The following is a 19145-nucleotide window of genomic DNA, read 5'->3' as shown; positions in this document are numbered from 1 at the left end:
GCCCGGGTGCCAGACGCATGAGGTTCGCGTACCTCGATGAGTCCTATGAGCGCGGGGATGCCTACTGGTTGGGCATCTGCCTCGTCCCTGCCGTCGAAGCCTCTGCGCTTCGAGCCGCGATCGCAGCAGCCGCAGCGTTGGTCGCCAACGGCGCCCCGTCCCTCATCCCGCAGGACGTCGAGCTTCACGCCTCGCAGCTCTTCGGCGGAGCCGGAGCGTTCGCGCCGATCAAGAACGCGCCGCCGCTCAGAATCGCCGGGTTCCGCGCCGGCGTCCGAGCGATGCAGGACGCGGGAACGCAGACCATTCTCGTCGGCGTGAGATGGGCTGACCGACCGCCGCGCTCGCCCGTGCGATTTCACCGGATGGAGGCCGTCCGACGCCTCTTTCCGCTCCTGGAGGGCCACCTCGCTCACACGGGCGAGGACGCGTTGATCATCGCCGACGAAGAAGAAGGCACCACACGCGACGTCTTCCGCGAGCTCCAGGCCCACCAAGAGACGATGCGGTCGTCAGGAGGGTCGCGTGTGCACGACGTCGTCTTCGTCAACAGCCGCTTCTCACCCGGCGTGCAGGGCACCGACCTGATCACGTTCCTGCACCGCCGCAGGTCGCGGGCAGGAAACGACCCGCGCAGCCAGGCCGCACTCGAGGAGATCTGGGCCTCGATCGCAGAGAATACGACGGTGCACCTGCACCCGGCACCCCCGACAGCTGGGTCGTGACGCACAAAGAGCCGCTCGAAAGCGGCTCTCTGGCTGGTGGAGGCCCGGTTGGATACGACGCTCTCCGGTACGGCCAGTATATGCATACCAGCACGCACTAACCAGCCCGGCGAAGCCGTCAGGCGCCCGTCACGCCGGCCGGACCGTGGCGCCGCTCCTGGAGGAGGTCGAGCGCGACCCGACCTGCATCTTCTGGGGCTGACCAGGACCGGCCCGCCCGTCGAGGTCGACGGGTTGCGCGATATCGCGCGCGGGACGCACAAACGGCGCTCAAGCTAGGCGATCGCAGTCCGCCGATAGCCGACCGCCTGGACCGGGGGAGGGGGCGTCCCAGAAGGGAACGACAGCCTGGATCCGCGGCGCCCATGCAACTCTTTGGTATGAGCACGTGCTCGGTGTCCCGATAGACCCGTCCGAATTGCTTCCCGGGAAGGGGGCGTCATACGGCACTTCCGCGGGTGAGCGAGCGGACGATCGGCGACGCCCGCGTCTCGACCGCAGCGCAGGAGCCGACCGCGCGACGCACCACGCTGCAGGCGCTCGGGGGCGAGGCCGAACGGATCCGGGTCGACCACGGCCTCAACGGCACCAACCGTGCGCGGCCCGGTCTTCGTGAAGTGCTCGCGGCCTGCCGGTCCGGCGACCTGCTCGTGGGCACCACGGTCGACCGTCTCACCCGCTCGCTCCCCGACGCGCGCGACATCGTCGACGAGCTCACGACCCGCAAGCTGCACCTCGGCGGCTCGGTCGACGACCCGACCGAGGACGGATCGAGCGCGCGCGGGCCGCAACCGCCGGGCGGGGCCGACGTCGGATCGACCCGCCGGCGGCTGTGCCTCAGAGCCCGAACCGCGCCCAGGCCGCCCGGTCCTCGAGCGCGCCCAGCATCGCGGGGACCGTCTGGTCGCGACCCGTGGCCGCCGCGCCGAGGCCGAGGGCGGCGCGAACGAACGAGCCCTTCGACCCGATGGGCGTGATCTTCGCGTCGGGGTAGCGCGCGCCGAGCACGCCGCGCAGGGTGCCGAGCCCGTCGATCAGGCCGAGCTCCTTCGCCCGCGCGCCGGTCCAGACCTCGCCGCTGAAGACCGTCTGCTCGTCGCCCGTCAGTCGGTCGCCGCGGCGCTCGCGGACCCAGCCGGTGAAGAGCTTGTGCAGCTCGTCGAGCTCGCCGCGCAGCCAGGCGACGTCCTCCGCGCGCTCCGGCTGGAAGGGGTCGAGCCGGGCCTTGTTCTCGCCGGCGGTGTGCAGGCGGCGCTCGATGCCGTACTTGCCGATCGCCTCGTGCAGCCCGAACCCGCCGGAGACGACGCCGATCGACCCGACCAGCGACGTCGGGTGCGCGACGATCTCGTCCGCCGCGCACGCCAGCCAGTAGCCGCCCGACGCGGCGACGTCCTCGCAGAACGCGATGACCGGGACCTCGTGCTCGGCCGCCAGCCCGCGGATCCGGTCGGCGACCAGCGCGGACTGCGTGGGCGCGCCGCCGGGCGAGCTGATCGCCAGCGCCACGGCCTTGAGGCCGGACAGCTCGAACGCCTTGGTCAGCGTCGACTCGAGGCCCTCGAGGGTGATCCCGCCCCGGCGCATCGGTCCGCCGCCCGACCCGGCCGGGGTGATGACCCCCTCCAAGCGGACGACGGCGATCTGCTCCGTCGGCACCGGCAACCGCCGGCGGGCGGCCTCCGGGAGCGGGAGGCGACCGGCGATGTCGGCGACGTTCATGGACGGATCGTAGTGGTGGGCGGTTCCGGGGCCGCCCGGGGAGAGGCCGCGCCGGCCCGCTCCATGGCCGCGTGCTCCTCGCGCGTCTCGATCCTCGCACGGACACATCCTGGTGCGCGGAGGTGGTGACGTCGGACGGACCCTCCGGCGCCCGGGCCCCGGGCGGGACGCGCCGGTCGTGCGCGTGGCCCCGTCCGTCGCAGCCCCGGAGTCAGAGGAAGCTCGTGACGACGGAGACGACGCCGAGGCTCAGGGCGAGCAGGCTGGCGCGCTGCCAGTTGCGCCGGGTGATCGGCGTCAGCTCGCCGGACTTCGCGAGGTCGATCCTGCCGGTCGCGGTCAGGGAGGCGGTGACCCCGACGGCGATCCAGACGATCCCGAGGAGCAAGACTCCGACGTTCATCGCTGCGTCCGGTACATGGTGCTCGCTTCAGCCGTGCGGGCCCTGCGACCGCCGAGGCGCCCGCGGGGATGGGACCGGGATTCTACGGCGTGGGGTCGTGCCTCGACGTCGCGCACCTGAGGTGTGAGCACGCGGCGGGGCTGGGTCGGGGTGGCCTCCCGGAGGCGGGAAGGACCGGAACGGAACCCCACACGTGAGGCTCCAGGCCGATGCCGGCGCCCCGCTGCCTGCTGTCGGTGCTGGTCGTGCTCGACCAGCTCCCGCCGATTCGCGCCGGTCGCCGTGGGTCGCGAATGGCCCGGTGGCCTTCAGGCCTTCGGAACAGTACAACCGGCTACCTCTTTGGGGAGAGCGTCGTACACCGTTGGGGAGAGCAGCCCGATACGCGGCGAATCCGTGCCTAGGGTCGTGGCGTGATCCAACGGACGACGTCGCAACCGGTGAGCCCTCGGGCTGCCGCCCCCCGATCGGGCCGAGAGCGACCGTTGGCGACCACGGGGTGGAACGGTCGACTGGCGCTGGGCATGGCCCGCTTCGGGAACAGCCCTGCGCGCTGCGCAGGCGGTGCGACATCGAGCGTCCGTACCTCGAAGAACGGCCGCGCACGCCGCGTTTCGAACGGGCGGTCCGTGAGCGTCTCAACGAATGGTCGGCATCCCGTACTGGGAGAACGCGTGACGCCTAGGGTGTCGCCGAGATGATTGCAGCACACGCCGTACACGTCTGGGCGCGCCCGCCGATCTCGGGGCCGTCCTCTCGAGCGGAGCACACAACGCCGCCGATGAGAACACCTTCCCCCGTAGCCCATCCCCTCCCGTCCCACAGGCGCTGAACGATGCTGCTTCCCTACATCATCTCCGGGCTCGTCACGGGAGCGGTCTACGGGCTGGCCGCCGTCGGCCTCGTGTTGACCAACAAGACCTCGGGCGTCTTCAACTTCGCCCACGGATCACTCGCGACGGTCTCCGCGTACCTCTTCTACACGCTGCACATCAAGCACGACGTGCCATGGCCGGTCGCCGCCTTCGTCTGCGTCTTCGTCGCCCCGATCCCGATCGCGCTGGCGATCGAGCTCGTCGGCCGCTCGATCGGTAGAGCGTCGCTCGCCAGCCAGGTCGCTGCGACGGTCGGCATCGCCCTGATCGTGCAGGCCATCGTCCTCCTGATCTACGGGGTCGAGGAGACCCGGACGATCCCGGTGTTCCTCGCGAAGGGCCAGACGACGATCGGCTCGACGACCGTCCAGTACGCGGACATCGTGACGGTGGCGATCGCCGTGGGCGTGACGGCGCTGCTCTACGCCTTCTTCCGGATCTCGCGGTCCGGGGTCGCGATGCGCGGGATCGTCGACGACGCGTCGCTGCTCGACCTCGCCGGCACCGACCCGGTCCGGGTGCGCCGGCTCTCGTGGATCATCGGGGTCTCCCTCGCGTCGCTCTCTGGTGTCCTGTTCGCGAGCCTGCTGCCGCTCGACCCGACGCTGCTGACGCTGCTCGTGGTCCAGGCCTTCGGCGCGGCCGCCCTGGGGGGCTTCACGAGCCTGCCCCTGACGTTCGCCGGCGGCCTCGGGATCGGCGTCCTCGCGTCGCTCAGCACGAAATGGTTCACGACGGGCCTCCTCGCGAGCGTCACGCCGGCCCTGCCGTTCATCGTGCTCTTCGTCGTCCTGCTCGTCTTCCCGAAGCGGTACCTCGTCGAGCGCGTCAGGGTCCTCCCGCGGGCGAAGGGCGCCTGGACGCCGCCCGCGCCGCTCTCGATCGGGGCCGGCGTGGTGCTGCTGCTCGTGCTCGTGCTCGTGCCGTCGTTCGCGGGGATCCACCTCGCGGACTGGACGACCGCCGTAGGTACGGTGATCATCTTCCTCTCGCTCGGCCTGCTCGTCCGGCTGTCCGGACAGGTCTCGCTGAGCCATGTCGCGTTCGCCGCCATCGGGGCGTGCGCCCTGGGCCACCTCGTGACGGAGCAGCACGTCCCGTGGTTCCTGGCGCTCCTGTGCAGCGGATTCATCGCCGTGCCGATCGGCGCGCTCCTGGCGATCCCGGCGATGCGGTTGACGGGCCTCTACCTGGCGCTGGCCACGTTCGGCTTCGGCGTCGCGCTGAACTACATGTTCTACCCCCAGGACTTCATGTTCGGCTCGACCGGCCTGGGCACCGACGTGCCCCGGCCGAGCGGGTTCACGAGCGACAAGAGCTTCTATTTCCTCGTCCTCGGCTTCGCGGTCGTCGCGACGCTCTTCGTGGTCGTGCTCGGGCGCAGCCGGCTGGGCCGGCTGCTGCGAGGCATGGCCGACTCCCCGACGGCGCTGACGACGAGCGGCACCTCGGTCAACGTGACCCGCACGCTCGTCTTCTGCCTCTCCGCCTTCATGGCGGCGATCGGCGGTGCCTTGGTCGGCGCGGGCCAGGAGACGATCTCGAACATCTCCTATCCGCCGCTGTTGTCCCTGACGTACCTCGTGCTCGTGGTTGTCTGCCTCGGTCGCGAGCCGTGGTACGCGGTGATGGCCGCCGGCCTGCTGATCGTGGTGCCCTCGTACCTCGACGGCGAGGCCACCGCCTACTGGCTGCAGCTCGGGTTCGGCGTCTCGGCGGTCGCCTACGCGGTCCTCCCGGGCCGGGCGTTCGAGACCCCCGCCGTCGTGCGGGACGCGATCGACCGGCTGTTCCGCCGGACCCCGGTCGTCGTCCCCGGGACGGCGGCCGGCCCCGCCGCCGGCGACGGCGAGCCGGCCGCGGCGGTCGGCGACCGGAAGTCGGCCGAGGCCGCGGGCGACTGGACGCCGGCGCAGGCCGTGGGAGGCTCGAAGCCGGCTGGAGCCGCGGGTGGCAAGGCGCTCGCGAAGGCGGCCACCCCAGGCCTGGCGGGCGCGGCCGCGGACCGGGTGGTGCCCGCGTCGCTGGAGGTCACGGGCCTCCGGGTCACCTTCGGCGGCAACGTCGCCGTCGACGGGTTCTCGATGGCGGCACCGACCGGTCGGATCACCGGCCTGATCGGCCCGAACGGCGCCGGGAAGACGACGACGTTCAACGCCTGCTCGGGGCTGTTGCGCCCGACGGACGGGCACGTCGTCTTCGACGGATCCGAGGTGACACGTCGCGGGCCGTCCGCCCGCGCTCGTCGGGGGCTGGGCCGCACGTTCCAGCGGATGGAGCTGTTCGACTCCCTGAGCGTCCGCGAGAACGTCGCGATCGGCTGGGAGGGCTCGCGTGCCGGCCCGAACCCGTTCTCGCACCTGCTCTCCACGCCGGGGCAGAAGCGCGCGATGCGGGTCGCGACCGACCGCGCGCTGGCGCTCTGCGAGCTCGACGACGTGGCCGGGCGTCCCGCGGGCTCGCTGTCGACCGGCCAGCGACGGCTCGTCGAGCTGGCGCGCTGCCTGGCCGGCCCGTTCCGCGTCCTGCTCCTGGACGAGCCGTCGTCGGGCCTCGACCACGTGGAGACGGAGCGCTTCGGCCGCATCCTCCAGCGCGTCGTCGCCGAGCGCGGCGTCGGCATCCTGCTCGTCGAGCACGACATGTCGCTCGTGATGGAGGTGTGCGAGCAGATCTACGTGCTCGACTTCGGCAAGCCGCTGTTCGAGGGGCCGCCGTCGGAGGTGCTGGACGCCGACGTCGTGCGTGCCGCGTACCTCGGGGAGGGCGACGACGCCGAGCTCGCCGCCGCGGCCACGGACGGAGCGGGCGCATGACCACCTCGCCGCAGCCCGACGCCACCGGAGCTCCGTCGGGCGTGCCCGGTCCGACGACCGCGCCCGGGACGTCATCGGCCCTGGAGCTGCGCGGCGTGTCCGCGTCCTACGGGCGAACGCGCGCGCTGTGGGACGTCGATCTCAGCGTGCGGACCGGGACGATCGCCGCACTGCTCGGCCCCAACGGCGCGGGGAAGACCACGCTGCTCAACCTCGCCTCGGGGCTGATGCGGCCGACCGAGGGGACCGTGCTGCTCGGGGGCGAGGACGTCACGCGCCTCACTCCGAGCCGCCGGGCGAAGGCCGGGATGTGCCTGATCCCGGAGGGCCGCGGCGTCTTCCCGCGGCTCTCGGTCCGGGAGAACCTGCGGCTGCTCGCCCCGCCGGGCGTGAGGGACGCCCCGGTGGACGAGGCGCTGGAGGCGTTCCCGGCCCTGCGCGATCGGCTGGGGCAACGGGCCGGCAGCATGTCCGGCGGCCAGCAGCAGATGCTGGCGCTCGCCCGGTGCTACCTGGCCCGCCCGAAGGTCGTCCTGCTCGACGAGGTGTCCATGGGGCTCGCGCCGCGCGTGGTCGACGAGATCTTCGCGAGCCTGCAGGCGCTCGCGCGATCCGGCGTGACCCTGCTGATCGTCGAGCAGTTCGTGAACCGTGCCCTGGCGATGTCGGACACGGTGCACCTGCTCAACCGTGGCCGCGTGACGTTCTCGGGTCCGCCGACGGAGCTCGATGAGGAGGCGGTCCTCGCGGGCTACCTGGGGGCGGACATCGCGGGAGGGGCGTCGACGTGACGGTCGAGGGTCCCTCCGGCCGATGTCCCGCGCCGCCGGCACGCCGGCGGCGCGGGGGCCGGCCGAACCGGCCGCCTCCGCGCGCGGCATCCGGCATGACGGCGGTGTCGGTCGGCGACCCATGTCGGCGCCACTGCCCCGCCGGTGGCCTGCGCGTCGCCGCCTGCGTCGCCTGGTCGCGCCGTTTATCGGTTCGTCCCGCCGATTCGGGCGGGCGGTCGCCGAAACGACCCCCGGAGCAAGGAGAACAAGGATGAGAGAACGCAGAGTTGTGGCGGTCGGAGCCGCATTGGCACTGGCCCTCGGCCTGACGGCCTGTGGCAGCGGTTCGGACAGCACCAGTTCGACAACGGCCAGCACGGCCTCGAGCGCCTCGACGTCGAGCACTCCGGCGGCGGACGCCCCGAAGGGCGCCCCGATCGTCGTCGGCAACATCGGCAGCTTCTCGGGCCCGCAGGCGGCCTCGTTGGGCGCCGCGGACGAGACCATCAAGGCGTGGGAGTCGTACACGAACGCCAATGGCGGCATCAACGGCCACCCGGTGAAGGTCATCGTCGCGGACGACGCCGGCAATCCGACGAAGGCTGCGCAGATCGTCAAGAAGCTCGTCGAGCAGGACAAGGTCCAGGCGCTCGTCGGCTCGACCAGCACGGTTACGGAGTCGTTCCAGAAGTACATCACCGCGAAGAAGGTGCCGGTCATCGGATCGGCCGAGTTCCAGCAGGACTACACGAGCAACCCGCTGTTCTTCCCGACCGGCACGCAGGCGGTCACGTTCGACTACGGCCTGCTCGTGGAGGCCAAGAAGGCGGGCGTGAAGAACGTCGGCCTGATGCCGTGTGCGGAAGTCGCGGCGTGCTCGCTCGGCGCGAAGCTGCTGGCCGGCCTCGGCCAGATCGTGGGCGTCAACGTCCCGTTCGTCCAGAAGATCACGGTCTCGCAGCCGAGCTACACCGCCGCCTGCCTCGCCGCGAAGGCCAAGGGGGTCGACGGACTGTCGATCGTCGAGAACGCGACGACGGTGCTCCGGGTCGCCGACCAGTGCGCCCAGCAGGGCTACAAGCCCAGGCAGCTGAACGTGTCGGCCACCACCGGCACGGTGTGGCAGGACCAGGCGAGCATGGAAGGGACGATCGCGACGCAGTCCAACCCGGTGCTCGCCGACACGTCGATCCCGGCGCTCAGGACGTTCCACCAGGCGCTCGACCAGTACCAGCCCGGCGTCGCCAAGGGCGACCAGTACAACGAGACCGACGTCTCGGTCTGGGCGGGCGGCCAGGCGTTCAAGCTCGCCGCCGAGCGGGCGAAGCTGAAGCCGACGTCGACCCCGGCGGACGTGCTGAAGGGGCTCTACACGTTCAAGAACGAGACGGTGGACGGCCTGACGCCGCCGCTGAACTACGTCGCCGGCAAGCCGACGTTCACGACGTGCTGGTTCCCGCAGCAGATCAAGGCGGGCAAGTTCACGCCGCTGACGCAGGACGCGAAGCCCAGCTGCATCGCGCCCGCGGACCTGCCGAAGATCGTGGCGCTCCTGAAGTCGCTCTGATGCACACGGCGTCCGGCGCGTGGTGACGCGCCGGACGCCGCTCGAGCCCGTCGACGTCGGCGGCTCCGCCCGACTCTCAACCCACCGACCGCAGCACGCGTGCCGGGTTGCCGGCCACGAGGGTCGCCGGGGGGACGTCGCGGGTGACGACCGCGACCGGATGCCCGGAGGTGAGGAGCGTGACGTTCGGCCCGATCATCGTGTCGGCGCCGATGTCGATGCCGCCGATGTCGTTCAGCGTGCACCCGTGGTTGATGAAGACGTTGGCGCCGAGCCGCAGGTCGACGCCGTGGTCGCTGTGCACCGGCGGCACCAGGCGGAAGCGCTCGTCGGTCGGCCGGCCGGTCAGGTCCGACCAGGCGCCACGGATCGCGTCCTGGTCGTTCACCTGGGCGTCGCGGCGGCCGGGCTCCCGGTCGACCGGGTCGTTCTCCAACGACAGCGTCCTGCAGGTCGACGGCCCCGGCGGCGGGCCGCAGAGCACGACCTGCGACATCCAGACGCTGCAGCGCGTGCCGTTCCGGTAGCCGGGCCCGGTGGCGGACCGTCAGCAGTCGGCCGCGGCGGGGGCATCGTCGACCGACGGGGCGCAGTCGGTGGACGGCTCCCAACCCGCGGGGGGCGCGTGGCCGCTGACCGCGCGGGTCAGCAGCGCGTGGAGCGTGCGGCGCTCCTCGGCGGACAGCGCGCGGAAGACCCGGTCCTCGACGGGCGCGAGCTCGCCCTCGGCGGAGGTCAGCCAGCGGCGGCCCGCGTCCTCGAGCGCGACGATGTGCCGCCGGCGATCCTCGGGGTCGCGGCGGCGCGAGACCAGGCCTCGATCCTCGAGGTCGTTGAGCAGGCCGACCAGGCTGCTCGGATCCAGGCGCAGCGCGGCCGCGAGGGCACGCTGCGTTCCCGCGCCGTGCTCGCGCAGCGTCGTCAGGACGACGACGTGCCCCGGCCGCAGATCGCCGACCGACGCGACCGCGTCGACCTCGTGGCGCGCGACGCGGGAGATGTGCGCGAGCAGCCCCAGCGAGGACACCGCATGGTCGGGCTTCAGCGCGTCGGTCATCGACTCGATCATACCCGCGCAACCGTCGAGATCTGCAAAGCGTAGGTAGTTACAAATAGTTGTGCCATTCCTACGGTATGCCCAGCCTCCTGCATCTCGACTCCTCGCTCCGCACCTCCGGGTCGCGGAGCCGCCGCCTGTCCGCCGACTACGTCGACGCCTGGCGCGCCGCCAACCCCGACGGGACCGTGCGCTACCGCGACCTCGCGGCCGACCCGGTCCCGCACATGGACGAGGGCGTCTACGTCGCCCACGTCACGCTGCCGGGCGACCTCACGGACGAGCAGCGCGAGCAGCGGGCGCTCGGCGAGGAGCTGGCCCACGAGGTCCTGGCGGCCGACGTCATCGTCCTCGGCGCCGGGCTCTACAACTTCACCGCGCCGAGCACCGTCCGGACATGGATCGACCGGATCCTGGTGCGAGGGATCACCGTCGGCGCGGACGGGACCGGTGCCCTCGGTGGCAAGACGCTGGTGCTCGCGCTCGCTTCCGGCGGCGGCTACGGGCCCGGCACGCCGCGGCACGGCTGGGACCACCGCGAGCCGTGGATCCGCCACGTCTTCGAGTACCTCGGGCTGACCGACGTCGTCGTCGCGTCGGCCGAGCTGACGCTCGCGCGCGAGAGCCCCGCGATGGTGCCGCTCGACCTCGGGCATGCGGAGGACCAGAGCCTCGCCGCCGCCCAGGAGCTGCTGGTCGCGCACGCCGCAACGGTCTGAGCGGTGGAGCGCCGACGAGGGGACGGCGGCGTCGCCGGTCGCCTACCGTTCCGGGTGAGAGGAGCCCGTGGACCGCCGACGCCGCCAGTTCGACACCGACGTGCGCCGGATGGCCGGCGTCCTCGCCGTCCTCGACGACCGTCCGAGGCCCGGCAGCGTGACGCTCCGGGTCGTCGCCGGCCACGGCGACCGGATCCGGAGCGCCGCCGCCGCGATCGCTCCGCCGGGCCTGGACCTCTACGTGCTCGAGGACGACCTGGTCACGAGCGTCCCGGAGCTCCCGCCGTCCGACGCCACCCCGTCGCAGGTCGTGGCGGCCGAGAACCGGCGTCGTGCGGCCGCGGCCCGCGACGCCGCGACGCCCGGTGACGCGCTCCGCTGCAGCTACGTGTTCTGTCGCCACCGGACCGCGCCCGCCGGCTTCGGGCTCCGGCCCGGCGACCGGTGCCGGCAGAAGATCGGCGTCACGAACGGCGGGCTGTCGTGCCCGGGGCACTACGAGCACGTGCCGTCCGCACGCCGGCGCTGGTGGCGCCGCGCCCGCTGACGCCGCGGCGCGCTCAGCCCCGCGCGGCCTTCCACGTCGCGTAGCGCTCCGGCAGGCACACGGCACAGGGTCGGAAGCCGGTGGCCGGGGCGGTCCGCCGGATCGTCTCGGCCCGATCCGGATCTCACGTCCTCCCCGCCTCGGCCGTCCTACCACCAGGACCCCCGACCACCGACGCGGAGCGACCCGGATGACGACGACCCAGCAGACCATCGACACCCCGACCGGGGAGCTCACGCTCGTCGCGCAGGACGGCGTCCTGGCCGGGATCTACTTTCCCGGGCACTGGACTCGGCCGGACCGCGGCGGGTTCGGGGCGGAGGTCGCGACCGGCTTCGAGGAGGCCGAGCGGCAGCTGTGCGAGTACCTCGCGGGGGAGCGGACCTCGTTCGACCTCCCGACCGTCCGGATCGGGAGCGCCTTCGAGCGGCGCGTCTGGGAGCGGCTGGACGCGATCCCCTACGGCGCGACGACGACGTACGGCACGATCGCGCGGGAGCTCGGCGATCCGGCGCTCGCCCGGACGGTCGGGCGGGCCGTCGGCCGCAACCCGCTGTCGCTGATCGTCCCGTGCCACCGCGTCCTCGGCGGCGACGGCGCGCTCACGGGCTACGCCGGCGGCCTCGACCGCAAGCGCCGCCTGCTCGCGCTGGAGGCCGGGCCCGGGAGCCGGTGGGACCGGATCCCGGACGAGGCCCTGACGCTGTTCTGAGGGCGACCGCTCCCTACGCCGCGGCCGCGTCCCGCTCGGTCGCCGGCGTCCAGCCCAGGGCCGGGGCGATGTCGCGGGCGACGGTCTCCAGCAGGCGGGCGTTGTACTCGACACCGAGCTGGTTGGGGACCGTCAGCAGCAGGGTGTCGGCGGCCCGCACCGCGGAGTCGCGGCGGAGCTCTTCCACGATCGCGTCCGGCTCGCCGACGTAGCTCTTGCCGAAGCGCGAGAGGACCCCGTCGAGCACGCCCACCTGGTCGCTGCCGCCGCCGCGACCGAAGTACTGCCGGTCCAGGTCGGAGGTGATCGGCAGGACGCTGCGGCTCACCGACACGCGCGGGGTCCGGGCCCAGCCGGCCTCCGCCCACGCCTCGCGGAAGAGCAGGATCTGCTGGTGCTGGAGCTCGTGGAACGGCGTGCCCGTGTCCTCGAGCAGCAGCGTCGAGCTCATCAGGTTCATGCCCTGCTGCGCCGCCCAGACGGCCGTCGGGCGCGAACCGGACCCCCACCAGACGCGGTCACCGAGCCCGGGCGACTGCGGCTCGATGGGGAGCCGGCCGGCCATGCCTGCCATCTTCGGGTCGGCCTCCGCGAAGCGCTCCCCGGCGATCGCCGATCGGAACGCGGCCGTGTGTTCGCGCGCCATGTCGGCGTCCGTCTGCCCGTCCGCGGGCGTCATGCCGAAGTGCCGGGCGCCGTCGACGGCGGGCTCGGGTGAGCCCCGGCTCAGCCCGAGCTGCAGCCGCCCGCCGCTGATCAGGTCCGCCGACGCGGCGGCCTCCGCCATGTACCGCGGCTGCTCGTACCGCATGTCGATGATGCCGGTGCCCAGCTCGATGCGGCTGGTCCGCGCGGCCATCGCCGCGAGCAGGGGGAACGGCGACGAGATCTGCCGCGCGAAGTGGTGCACCCGCGCGTAGGCCCCGTCGATGCCGAGCTCCTCGGCGGCGACCGCGAGCTCGATCGTCTGCGTGAGCGCGTCGCCGGCCGTCGGCGTCTGCGACCCGCGGCTGCGGCCCCAGTGGCCGAAGGAGAGGAATCCGATGCGTTCCATGGACCGATCGTAGCACTGAATCGGACCACGGTCCGCTTTTGATCGAGGCGGGGTGCCGGTCCTCCCTCGGCGATGCGGATCCGCCGTTCAGCGGTGCGGGATCCGCAGGTCGTGGAGCACCGCCGCCCGCCCTGTGGCGTCCGGTCCCTGGACGACGATCCACGCCCGTCCGACGCGGCGCGCGAGGGCCGGCTGTGCCTGCGCCGTCGCCGCGAGCTCGACGTCGCCGCCCCGGGGGACGGCGCCGGGCAGCTCGTCGGGGCGGGCCCGTCCGGGATCCGCGGCGTCGAGCAGGACGGTCGCGATGTACCCGCGGTCCCGGTACGTGATGCGGGCGCTCGCGCAGCTGAGGAACGCGCGGCCGTTGACGTCCGCCGACGGCTGTGGGGCCGCGCTCAGCGCCCGGCCTCCGTCGACCCGGACGGCGCTCCCGGGCGCACCGTCCAGCCCGCAACGCGCCAGGCGGGCCAGGGCCGCCGGGCCGACGCGCCGTCGCGCCTGGTCGGGGATGCGCGCGGCCCCCTGCTCGGTGTCGGTCAGGCGGCGCACCGGCCGGCCGTCCGGGCCGACGTAGCCGATGCCGTGCGCCCCGGCCTGCACGACGACGATGGAGCGCCACCCGGCCGGGAGCCGGCGGTCGCTGCGGGCGGTGACGACCACGCCGTCGCTGCCGCGGCGTCCGGCGGCGATCCGATGGTCGACGATCGCGTAGGCGATCTGGCGCTCGCTTCGCGGGTCGCCCGGCCGGTCGAAGATCGACAGCCCGCCGCCGTCGAGCACCGGGTCGGCGGTCGTGCGCGCCGAACCGCAGTCCGAGCCGCCGCCGGGCCTCCCGGCGTCGCTGAGCGTGATCACGGTGCACCAGCCCACCGTGCCGACCGCGAGGTTCGGGCGGACGTCGAAGCGGTACGTGGCTCCGGGGTGGGGCACGCTGGTCCCCGCCGGCGAGAACCGGCCGTCGAGCGGCGCGGACTCGTTCGTCGCGACGAGCGCGGCGACGGCGGCACTGGACAGGGCGAGCGCCGCGACGACCGCCACGACGACGACGCGGGTCCGGCGGGAGAGGAGGCGCAGGCTCGGCGGGCGCGGCGACGGGCCGGGAGCGCGGCCGAGGGAGCGGCGCATCCGGCGCTCCATCCGGCGCTCCATCCGGCGCTCCAGCCGCCGTCCGGCGGCGGACGACAGGCCGAGGTCGGCGTGCGCGCGCAGGTCGTCGACGGCGATCGGGGGGAGCTGCGGGTCGCGGTCAGGCACGGGGGACTCCGATGAGGTCGTGGCGCTCGCGGTGGGCCGGGGCCGCCGGGGAGAGCGTGGCGTCGAGGTGCCGGCGGGCGCGGGCGATGCGCGAGCGGACCGTGCCGATCGGGACGGCGAGCGCGGTCGCGATCTCGTCGTAGGAGAGCTCGCCCCAGGCGAGCAGGAGCAGCGCGTCGCGGTCGATCGGCGTCAGCGCGGCGAGCGCGCGCACGAGGTCCGGGTCCAGGGCGGGCTCGCCGCCGGGCTGCTCGTCGGGCCGCGGCGCCGGGGCGGCGCGCGAGGACAGGCGCTCGAGCGCGCGGAGCCTCCGGCGTTCGGCCCTTCGTCGCTCCGAGATCACGTTCGTGGCGATCCCCAGCAGCCACGCCGCGCCTGCGTCGACCGGGAGCCGCCCGTCGCGGTGCTGCCGCAGGGCGCGCTCGAAGACGTCGGCGGCGGCGTCCTCGGCCGCCCGGTCCCCGAGCCGCCGGCGGAGGAACCGCAGGACAGGGCCCTGTGCGTCGCGGAAGAGCGCGACGAACGCGGGATCGTCGTCACGGTCGCGGCGGGGGAGTCCTCCTGGGGGCGGCATCTACTGGTTCATGGCCGCAGGGTCCCGGGAAGTTCGCGCGGACCGGTTTCCGGGACCGACGAGCGCTCCGACGGACCCTCAGCCGCCCTGCGGCTCCTGCGGCGTGCGGTTGAAGACGTGCTCCATCTCGTCGCCGATGGTCCAGCCGTTCTTCGCGTCGCCGTCGACGCCCGCGAGGATGCGGTCGGCGTACTCCTGGACCCGGTCGAGCGTCCACTCGCGGATGAGCTCGTGGAAGTGCACCTGGTACTCGCCGTCGACGAGGACCACGGCCACGCGGCCGTCGGTGAAGAAGCGCTGCAGGCGTGATTCGAGGACCGACGTCAGGTCGTCGATGCCCTCGGCGTCGAGCGGGACGCTGACGCTGCGGCGCGCGTCGGCGACGATCACGCGCTTGCGGTCCCAGGCGAACTCGGGCATCACCCAACGGTAGCCCCCGGTGATCGCGGGCACCACGGGTGGCGACGGCGGCCCCGCCGTCCGGGGACGTCGCGCGTCGCGGGCGGGTGGCCGGGCCGCGCGCCGACGCGACGGGGCCCGCTCGTACGGCTCGGCTCGTCGCAGGACGTCGCGCGTCCCACACGCCTGCGGCCGACGTCGGCGCCCGCGTCCGACGCCCGCGACGACCGCGCGTCAGGCTCGCGCGACGGAGCCCGCACCCTCGGCCAGCCGCAGGAACGCTTCGCGCGTGTGCTCGTCCGCGGGGACGAACTGCGTCATGCGCAGCTCGGGGGAGCTGGTCGGGATCGACTGCAGGTGATGGAACCGCAGGCGCCCGTGGTCCAGCGTGTCGATGACCTTCGCGCCCGACTGCGCTGCGAGCACCTCGTGCCGCGGCCACAGGTCGCGGAAGCGCGGGCTGGCGTCCAGCAGCGCCGCGATCAGCGCGGCGAACGCCGGGTCGTCGTAGCGCCGGGCGTGCTGGCCGCGGAACCGCGCGAGCATGTTGCGCGACGTCTCGTTCCAGGCCGGGCCGTCGCGGTCGGCGGACGTGAACATCCACCACAGGACGTTGGGGATGCCGTCCGGGGCCGCCGACGGCGTGCCGAGGATCCGCGTGGCGGCGGCGTTCCAGCCAAGCACGTCCAGGCGCGGACCGAGCAGGTAGGCGGGGTAGGGATCGAGGCCGTCGACGATCGACCGCAGGTCGTCGGGGGCGGTCGTCGGGTACGGCCCGTCCGCCGTCGGCTCCGCGACCCCGGTCAGGTGGAAGAGGTGCGCGCGCTCGGCGGGGGCGAGGTCGAGGACGCGGGCCAGCGCGTCGAGCACGCTCGCGGACGGCGTGACGTCGCGGCCCTGCTCGAGCCACGTGTACCAGGAGAGCCCGACCCCGGCCAGCTGCGAGACCTCCTCGCGCCGCAGGCCGGGCGTGCGGCGGCGGCCGACGGGCTGCAGGCCGACGCTGTCGGGGGTGGTGCCCTCGCGGTGCAGGCGGAGGAACTCGCCCAGCTCGGCGTGCCGGGTGGGCGGCGTGGGTGGTGGTGTGGGTCCCATGTTGCGCTCGGTCATTGTCCCACTCCGCGCCGTGCCCCACGATCGGTCCATGACTTCCCACGGCAGGCTCGGCACGATCACGGTGAACCGGATGGGCTTCGGGGCGATGCAGCTCGCGGGCCCCGGTGTCCTCGGACCGCCGAAGGACCCCGACGCGGCGCGCGCCGTGCTGCGCCGGGCGATCGAGCTCGGCGTCGACCACCTCGACACGGCGCAGTTCTACGGCCCCGACGTCGTCAACGCGCTGATCCGCGAGACGCTGCACCCCTACCCGGACGGCCTGCGGATCGCGACGAAGGTCGGCGCCCGGCGCGACGCCGAGGGCGCGTGGCTGCCGGCGCAGGACCCGCAGCACCTGCGCGAGGACGTCGAGGCGAACCTCCGCGCGCTCGGCGTCGAGCGCATGGACCTCGTCAACCTGCGCCGCCACGGGGACGGTCCGGGCGTCCCGATCGCCGAGCAGCTCGGCGTGCTCCAGGACCTGCGCGACGAGGGCAAGCTCGACCAGATCGGCGTCTCGACCGTGACCCGCGACGAACTGGACCAGGCGCTCGACCTCGTCGACGTCGCCTGCGTCCAGAACCCGTTCAGCATCATCGACCGCTCCGACGAGGACGTGCTGGAGCGCTGCATCGAGCGGGACGTGGCCTACGTGCCGTACTTCCCGCTCGGCTCGGCGTTCACGGGCGGCCCGGCGAAGCTCGCCGCGGACCCGGCGATCGCCGCGACCGCCGAGAAGCACGGCGCCACGACGACCCAGATCGCGCTCGCCTGGCTGCTGGCCCGCGACGAGCACGTCCTGCTGATCGCCGGCACGAGCTCCGTCGCCCACCTCGAGGAGAACCTCGCGGCCGGCGACCTGGAGCTCGACGCCGAGGACCTCGGGCGGCTGGCCGGCGTGGTGCCGGCCGCCAACCCGCTCGGCTAGCCGCGCGCGGCGATCGCCGCGTTCTCCTGCACGACCGGGTCGTTGCTGCTGGCCGGGTCGATCGGGGCGTCGGGGGACTCCGCGATCGCCGTCGCCTCCGCGACCCGGGCGGCCAGCGCGGGGGGCAGGGTCTTGGTCGAGACGGGTTGCGGGTCCGCCGGGAACCGCGTGTGGTGCTCGGGGTGCTTGGCCTGGTAGTCGATCATCGCCTGCACGAGCTTCGGTTCGCTGAAGCGCGGGCCCCACAGCTGCACGCAGATCGGCAGCCCGGCGTTGGACGTGACGCCCACCGGGAACGACACGAGCGGCCAGGAGAGGTCGTTCGCGATCTGGTTGTAGCGGCGGACCGGCAGGCCGGCGCTGGGGTTCAGCGGCTGGCGCTTGCCGACCTCGGCCCCGATCGACATCACGAGCATGATGTCCACGCCCGCGGAGTCCAGGGACTGCTGGTAGTTCTTGATCAGCAGGCGCCGGCGGCGCTCGCCCTCGCGGCGGGTCTTCGTCGTGATGCCGTTGTTCAGCAGCGCCGAGGCCGCGAACGTCGGGGCGACGTTCGTGTCCGTCGTGCCGCCCGGGCGCCGGCCGTACTGGGCGGCCAGCGCCGTCTTCACGGCGGGGGACTGCGTGTCGGCGAAGTCCGAGACCGCCTCGATGTAGCGGATCTCCGAGCGGTTGGCGAAGACCACGGCGTTGCGCGGCGTCACCTGCGTCCCGTCGACGGTGTCGAGCACCGCGGGGTTGAGGTAGAACGGGTTGTCTCCGTCGAGGAAGTCCGGCGCCGTGCCGTAGTCGGTGATGTCGCAGCCGCGGAACTCCTTGACGGTCGCGCCCATCGCCTCGAGCTCGCCGCGGACGCGCGCGAACGCGGCCTGGTGGTCGGCGTCGTAGACCGACTGCGGCGAGACGCGCCGGACCGTCGAGGTGCTCGTGTTGTTCGGGTTGTCGACGGTCGTGGTCATCCAATCGGTCTGCGGGATGCCGATCGTCAGGCCCGCCAGCGGCTTGGAGCCCTCCCGCGGCGTCATCGGCAGCTGCGGGAACGGCACCGGCTGGGCGAGCGTCTGCGGGTCGGCGTCGCCCTCGGGCCCGATCATCGCGTTCATGATCAGCGCGGCGTCGCGGCCGGAGCGCGCGAGCGGTCCGAGCACGTCGTAGGTCGCCGACAGCGGCATCACGCCGGCCATCGAGCCGAGACCGAGCGACGGCTTGATCGCCGAGGAGCCGTTGATCGCGGCCGGCCAGGTGATCGAGCCGCCGGTCTCCTCGCCGATCGCCGCCGCCGCGAGCCGGTTGATCGGCGCGCCGCCGGAGCCCTGGCTCGAGCCGCCCGGGATGTAGTCCTTGTTCCACGCGTTGCCCGCGAAGGTGCCGGCGATGACGCCGGAGTACGCGGAGCAGACGCAGTGTCCGAGGAACACGGCGCCCTGGTCGCGCAGTCGCGCGACGGCGGTCGCGTCGTCCAGCGCGATGTTCGCGTCGAAGTTGTGCGTGCCGTTCTTCGCCGGGCGGCCGGCGATGCCGACCGAGTCCTTGATCCCCAGCGGGATGCCGCAGAGGATCGGGGCCGCCGCGCCCTCCGCGGCGATCCGTGCGTCGGCGGCCGCGGCCTGCGCGAGCGCCTCGTCGCGGGCGATCCGGATGAACGTGTTGTAGCCGCCGTTGTCGCCGTAGATCTCGAACGGCCCGTTGAACCGGTCGATCCGCGCGAGGTACGCGGTCGTCAGGGCGACCGAGGTGGTCACGCCGCCGCGCATCAGCGCCGCGAGCTCGAAGATGTCGTGGTCGACGAGCGGCTTGTTCAGCGCCTGGACGGCGGCGACGTCGGGCAGCGGCGGCGCCGCGCCGGCGCGGGTGGTGGTCGACGGGGCCTTCGCCCTCGCGACGGTCTTCGGGGCGGTGGCCGCGGACGCGGCGGACGGCGCGAG

Annotated in this window: 18 protein-coding genes and 1 pseudogene; 9 read left to right on the top strand and 10 right to left on the bottom strand. The window is 73.4% G+C overall.

What is annotated here, in order from left to right; all coding sequences use genetic code 11:
- Positions 1–17: 17 nt before the first annotated feature.
- A complete protein-coding gene (locus AB0L40_RS05390; RefSeq protein WP_364350327.1) occupies positions 18–725 on the top strand; it encodes a DUF3800 domain-containing protein in 708 nt (235 codons plus the stop codon).
- Positions 726–1183: 458 nt separating this feature from the next.
- Positions 1184–1450 (top strand): annotated as a pseudogene (locus tag AB0L40_RS05385) (recombinase family protein); the annotation flags it as partial.
- Between the two features lie 112 nt (positions 1451–1562).
- Here the strand turns inward: AB0L40_RS05385 and AB0L40_RS05380 are convergent.
- Together AB0L40_RS05380 and AB0L40_RS05375 are read right to left on the bottom strand one after the other, a co-directional pair.
- On the bottom strand, positions 1563–2447 hold the full coding sequence (locus AB0L40_RS05380; RefSeq protein ID WP_364350324.1) for a S49 family peptidase: 885 nt from the start codon (positions 2445–2447) through the stop codon (positions 1563–1565).
- A gap of 211 nt (positions 2448–2658) precedes the next feature.
- Complete coding sequence (locus AB0L40_RS05375) at positions 2659–2850, bottom strand: hypothetical protein (RefSeq protein ID WP_364350321.1); 192 nt, start codon at positions 2848–2850, stop codon at positions 2659–2661.
- 835 nt (positions 2851–3685) lie between these two features.
- Between AB0L40_RS05375 and AB0L40_RS05370 the strand changes: the two genes are divergently transcribed.
- From AB0L40_RS05370 to AB0L40_RS05360, 3 genes are all read left to right on the top strand, one after another.
- The gene (locus AB0L40_RS05370) at positions 3686–6541 is read left to right on the top strand and encodes an ATP-binding cassette domain-containing protein (protein WP_364350318.1); all 2856 of its coding nucleotides are present in this window, start codon (positions 3686–3688) and stop codon (positions 6539–6541) included.
- Positions 6538–7332 carry an ABC transporter ATP-binding protein gene (locus AB0L40_RS05365; protein WP_364350315.1) on the top strand — a complete coding sequence of 265 codons (795 nt, stop codon included), beginning with the start codon at positions 6538–6540 and terminating at the stop codon, positions 7330–7332. Before AB0L40_RS05370 ends, AB0L40_RS05365 begins: the two co-directional genes overlap by 4 nt.
- Positions 7333–7585: 253 nt before the next feature.
- Positions 7586–8881, top strand: a complete 1296-nt coding sequence (locus tag AB0L40_RS05360; RefSeq protein ID WP_364350312.1) for an ABC transporter substrate-binding protein — start codon at positions 7586–7588, stop codon at positions 8879–8881.
- A 76-nt stretch (positions 8882–8957) separates the two neighbouring features.
- On the opposite strand, the gene AB0L40_RS05355 is transcribed toward AB0L40_RS05360, so the two are convergent.
- Both AB0L40_RS05355 and AB0L40_RS05350 read right to left on the bottom strand, forming a co-directional pair.
- Complete coding sequence (locus tag AB0L40_RS05355; RefSeq protein WP_364350309.1) at positions 8958–9377, bottom strand: hypothetical protein; 420 nt, start codon at positions 9375–9377, stop codon at positions 8958–8960.
- A gap of 51 nt (positions 9378–9428) precedes the next feature.
- Positions 9429–9938 (bottom strand): MarR family winged helix-turn-helix transcriptional regulator, encoded by a 510-nt coding sequence (locus AB0L40_RS05350; protein ID WP_364350306.1) that lies wholly within the window; start codon positions 9936–9938, stop codon positions 9429–9431.
- A 77-nt stretch (positions 9939–10015) separates the two neighbouring features.
- Between AB0L40_RS05350 and AB0L40_RS05345 the strand changes: the two genes are divergently transcribed.
- From AB0L40_RS05345 to AB0L40_RS05335, 3 genes are all read left to right on the top strand, one after another.
- Positions 10016–10657 carry an NAD(P)H-dependent oxidoreductase gene (locus AB0L40_RS05345; RefSeq protein ID WP_364350303.1) on the top strand — a complete coding sequence of 214 codons (642 nt, stop codon included), beginning with the start codon at positions 10016–10018 and terminating at the stop codon, positions 10655–10657.
- A 67-nt stretch (positions 10658–10724) separates the two neighbouring features.
- Complete coding sequence (locus AB0L40_RS05340) at positions 10725–11204, top strand: hypothetical protein (RefSeq protein WP_364350300.1); 480 nt, start codon at positions 10725–10727, stop codon at positions 11202–11204.
- Between the two features lie 190 nt (positions 11205–11394).
- On the top strand, positions 11395–11916 hold the full coding sequence (locus AB0L40_RS05335) for a methylated-DNA--[protein]-cysteine S-methyltransferase (protein WP_364350297.1): 522 nt from the start codon (positions 11395–11397) through the stop codon (positions 11914–11916).
- A 13-nt stretch (positions 11917–11929) separates the two neighbouring features.
- Here AB0L40_RS05335 and AB0L40_RS05330 read toward each other — a convergent pair whose 3' ends face one another.
- The 5 genes from AB0L40_RS05330 to AB0L40_RS05310 form a co-directional block, all read right to left on the bottom strand.
- Positions 11930–12970: an LLM class flavin-dependent oxidoreductase gene (locus tag AB0L40_RS05330; RefSeq protein WP_364350294.1), complete on the bottom strand. Its 1041-nt coding sequence runs from the start codon at positions 12968–12970 to the stop codon at positions 11930–11932.
- An 87-nt stretch (positions 12971–13057) separates the two neighbouring features.
- A complete protein-coding gene (locus tag AB0L40_RS05325) occupies positions 13058–14224 on the bottom strand; it encodes a hypothetical protein (protein WP_364350291.1) in 1167 nt (388 codons plus the stop codon).
- Positions 14217–14798 carry an RNA polymerase sigma factor gene (locus tag AB0L40_RS05320; RefSeq protein ID WP_364350288.1) on the bottom strand — a complete coding sequence of 194 codons (582 nt, stop codon included), beginning with the start codon at positions 14796–14798 and terminating at the stop codon, positions 14217–14219. Before AB0L40_RS05320 ends, AB0L40_RS05325 begins: the two co-directional genes overlap by 8 nt.
- Before the next feature lie 78 nt (positions 14799–14876).
- A complete protein-coding gene (locus AB0L40_RS05315; protein ID WP_364350285.1) occupies positions 14877–15218 on the bottom strand; it encodes a hypothetical protein in 342 nt (113 codons plus the stop codon).
- Between the two features lie 213 nt (positions 15219–15431).
- Positions 15432–16307, bottom strand: a complete 876-nt coding sequence (locus tag AB0L40_RS05310; protein ID WP_364350282.1) for a helix-turn-helix transcriptional regulator — start codon at positions 16305–16307, stop codon at positions 15432–15434.
- A 34-nt stretch (positions 16308–16341) separates the two neighbouring features.
- On the opposite strand from AB0L40_RS05310, the gene AB0L40_RS05305 reads away from it, so the two are divergent.
- Positions 16342–17220, top strand: a complete 879-nt coding sequence (locus AB0L40_RS05305) for an aldo/keto reductase (protein WP_364350279.1) — start codon at positions 16342–16344, stop codon at positions 17218–17220.
- Here AB0L40_RS05305 and AB0L40_RS05300 read toward each other — a convergent pair.
- Positions 17217–19145, bottom strand: a 1929-nt coding sequence (locus AB0L40_RS05300; RefSeq protein WP_364350276.1) for an amidase, incomplete at its 5' end; no start/stop codon positions are given. The two genes, AB0L40_RS05305 and AB0L40_RS05300, sit on opposite strands and share 4 nt — an antisense overlap.

This window comes from Patulibacter sp. NPDC049589 (genome assembly GCF_040675535.1).
Lineage (GTDB): Bacteria > Actinomycetota > Thermoleophilia > Solirubrobacterales > Solirubrobacteraceae > Patulibacter.
Note: the sequence above shows the minus strand (reverse complement) of the source record. Positions and strands in the feature narration are given on the sequence as shown.

Excerpts from the sequence above, each read along its gene's own strand:
- AB0L40_RS05365 (WP_364350315.1), top strand. The coding sequence starts at position 6,538 with ATGACCACCTCGCCGCAGCCCGACGCCACCGGAGCTCCGTCGGGCGTG.
- AB0L40_RS05380 (WP_364350324.1), bottom strand. The coding sequence starts at position 2,447 with ATGAACGTCGCCGACATCGCCGGTCGCCTCCCGCTCCCGGAGGCCGCC.
- AB0L40_RS05320 (WP_364350288.1), bottom strand. The coding sequence starts at position 14,798 with ATGCCGCCCCCAGGAGGACTCCCCCGCCGCGACCGTGACGACGATCCC.
- AB0L40_RS05330 (WP_364350294.1), bottom strand. The coding sequence starts at position 12,970 with ATGGAACGCATCGGATTCCTCTCCTTCGGCCACTGGGGCCGCAGCCGC.
- AB0L40_RS05355 (WP_364350309.1), bottom strand. The coding sequence starts at position 9,377 with ATGTCGCAGGTCGTGCTCTGCGGCCCGCCGCCGGGGCCGTCGACCTGC.
- AB0L40_RS05305 (WP_364350279.1), top strand. The coding sequence starts at position 16,342 with ATGACTTCCCACGGCAGGCTCGGCACGATCACGGTGAACCGGATGGGC.
- AB0L40_RS05350 (WP_364350306.1), bottom strand. The coding sequence starts at position 9,938 with ATGACCGACGCGCTGAAGCCCGACCATGCGGTGTCCTCGCTGGGGCTG.
- AB0L40_RS05360 (WP_364350312.1), top strand. The coding sequence starts at position 7,586 with ATGAGAGAACGCAGAGTTGTGGCGGTCGGAGCCGCATTGGCACTGGCC.
- AB0L40_RS05345 (WP_364350303.1), top strand. The coding sequence starts at position 10,016 with ATGCCCAGCCTCCTGCATCTCGACTCCTCGCTCCGCACCTCCGGGTCG.
- AB0L40_RS05375 (WP_364350321.1), bottom strand. The coding sequence starts at position 2,850 with ATGAACGTCGGAGTCTTGCTCCTCGGGATCGTCTGGATCGCCGTCGGG.
- AB0L40_RS05390 (WP_364350327.1), top strand. The coding sequence starts at position 18 with ATGAGGTTCGCGTACCTCGATGAGTCCTATGAGCGCGGGGATGCCTAC.
- AB0L40_RS05335 (WP_364350297.1), top strand. The coding sequence starts at position 11,395 with ATGACGACGACCCAGCAGACCATCGACACCCCGACCGGGGAGCTCACG.
- AB0L40_RS05310 (WP_364350282.1), bottom strand. The coding sequence starts at position 16,307 with ATGACCGAGCGCAACATGGGACCCACACCACCACCCACGCCGCCCACC.
- AB0L40_RS05370 (WP_364350318.1), top strand. The coding sequence starts at position 3,686 with ATGCTGCTTCCCTACATCATCTCCGGGCTCGTCACGGGAGCGGTCTAC.
- AB0L40_RS05315 (WP_364350285.1), bottom strand. The coding sequence starts at position 15,218 with ATGCCCGAGTTCGCCTGGGACCGCAAGCGCGTGATCGTCGCCGACGCG.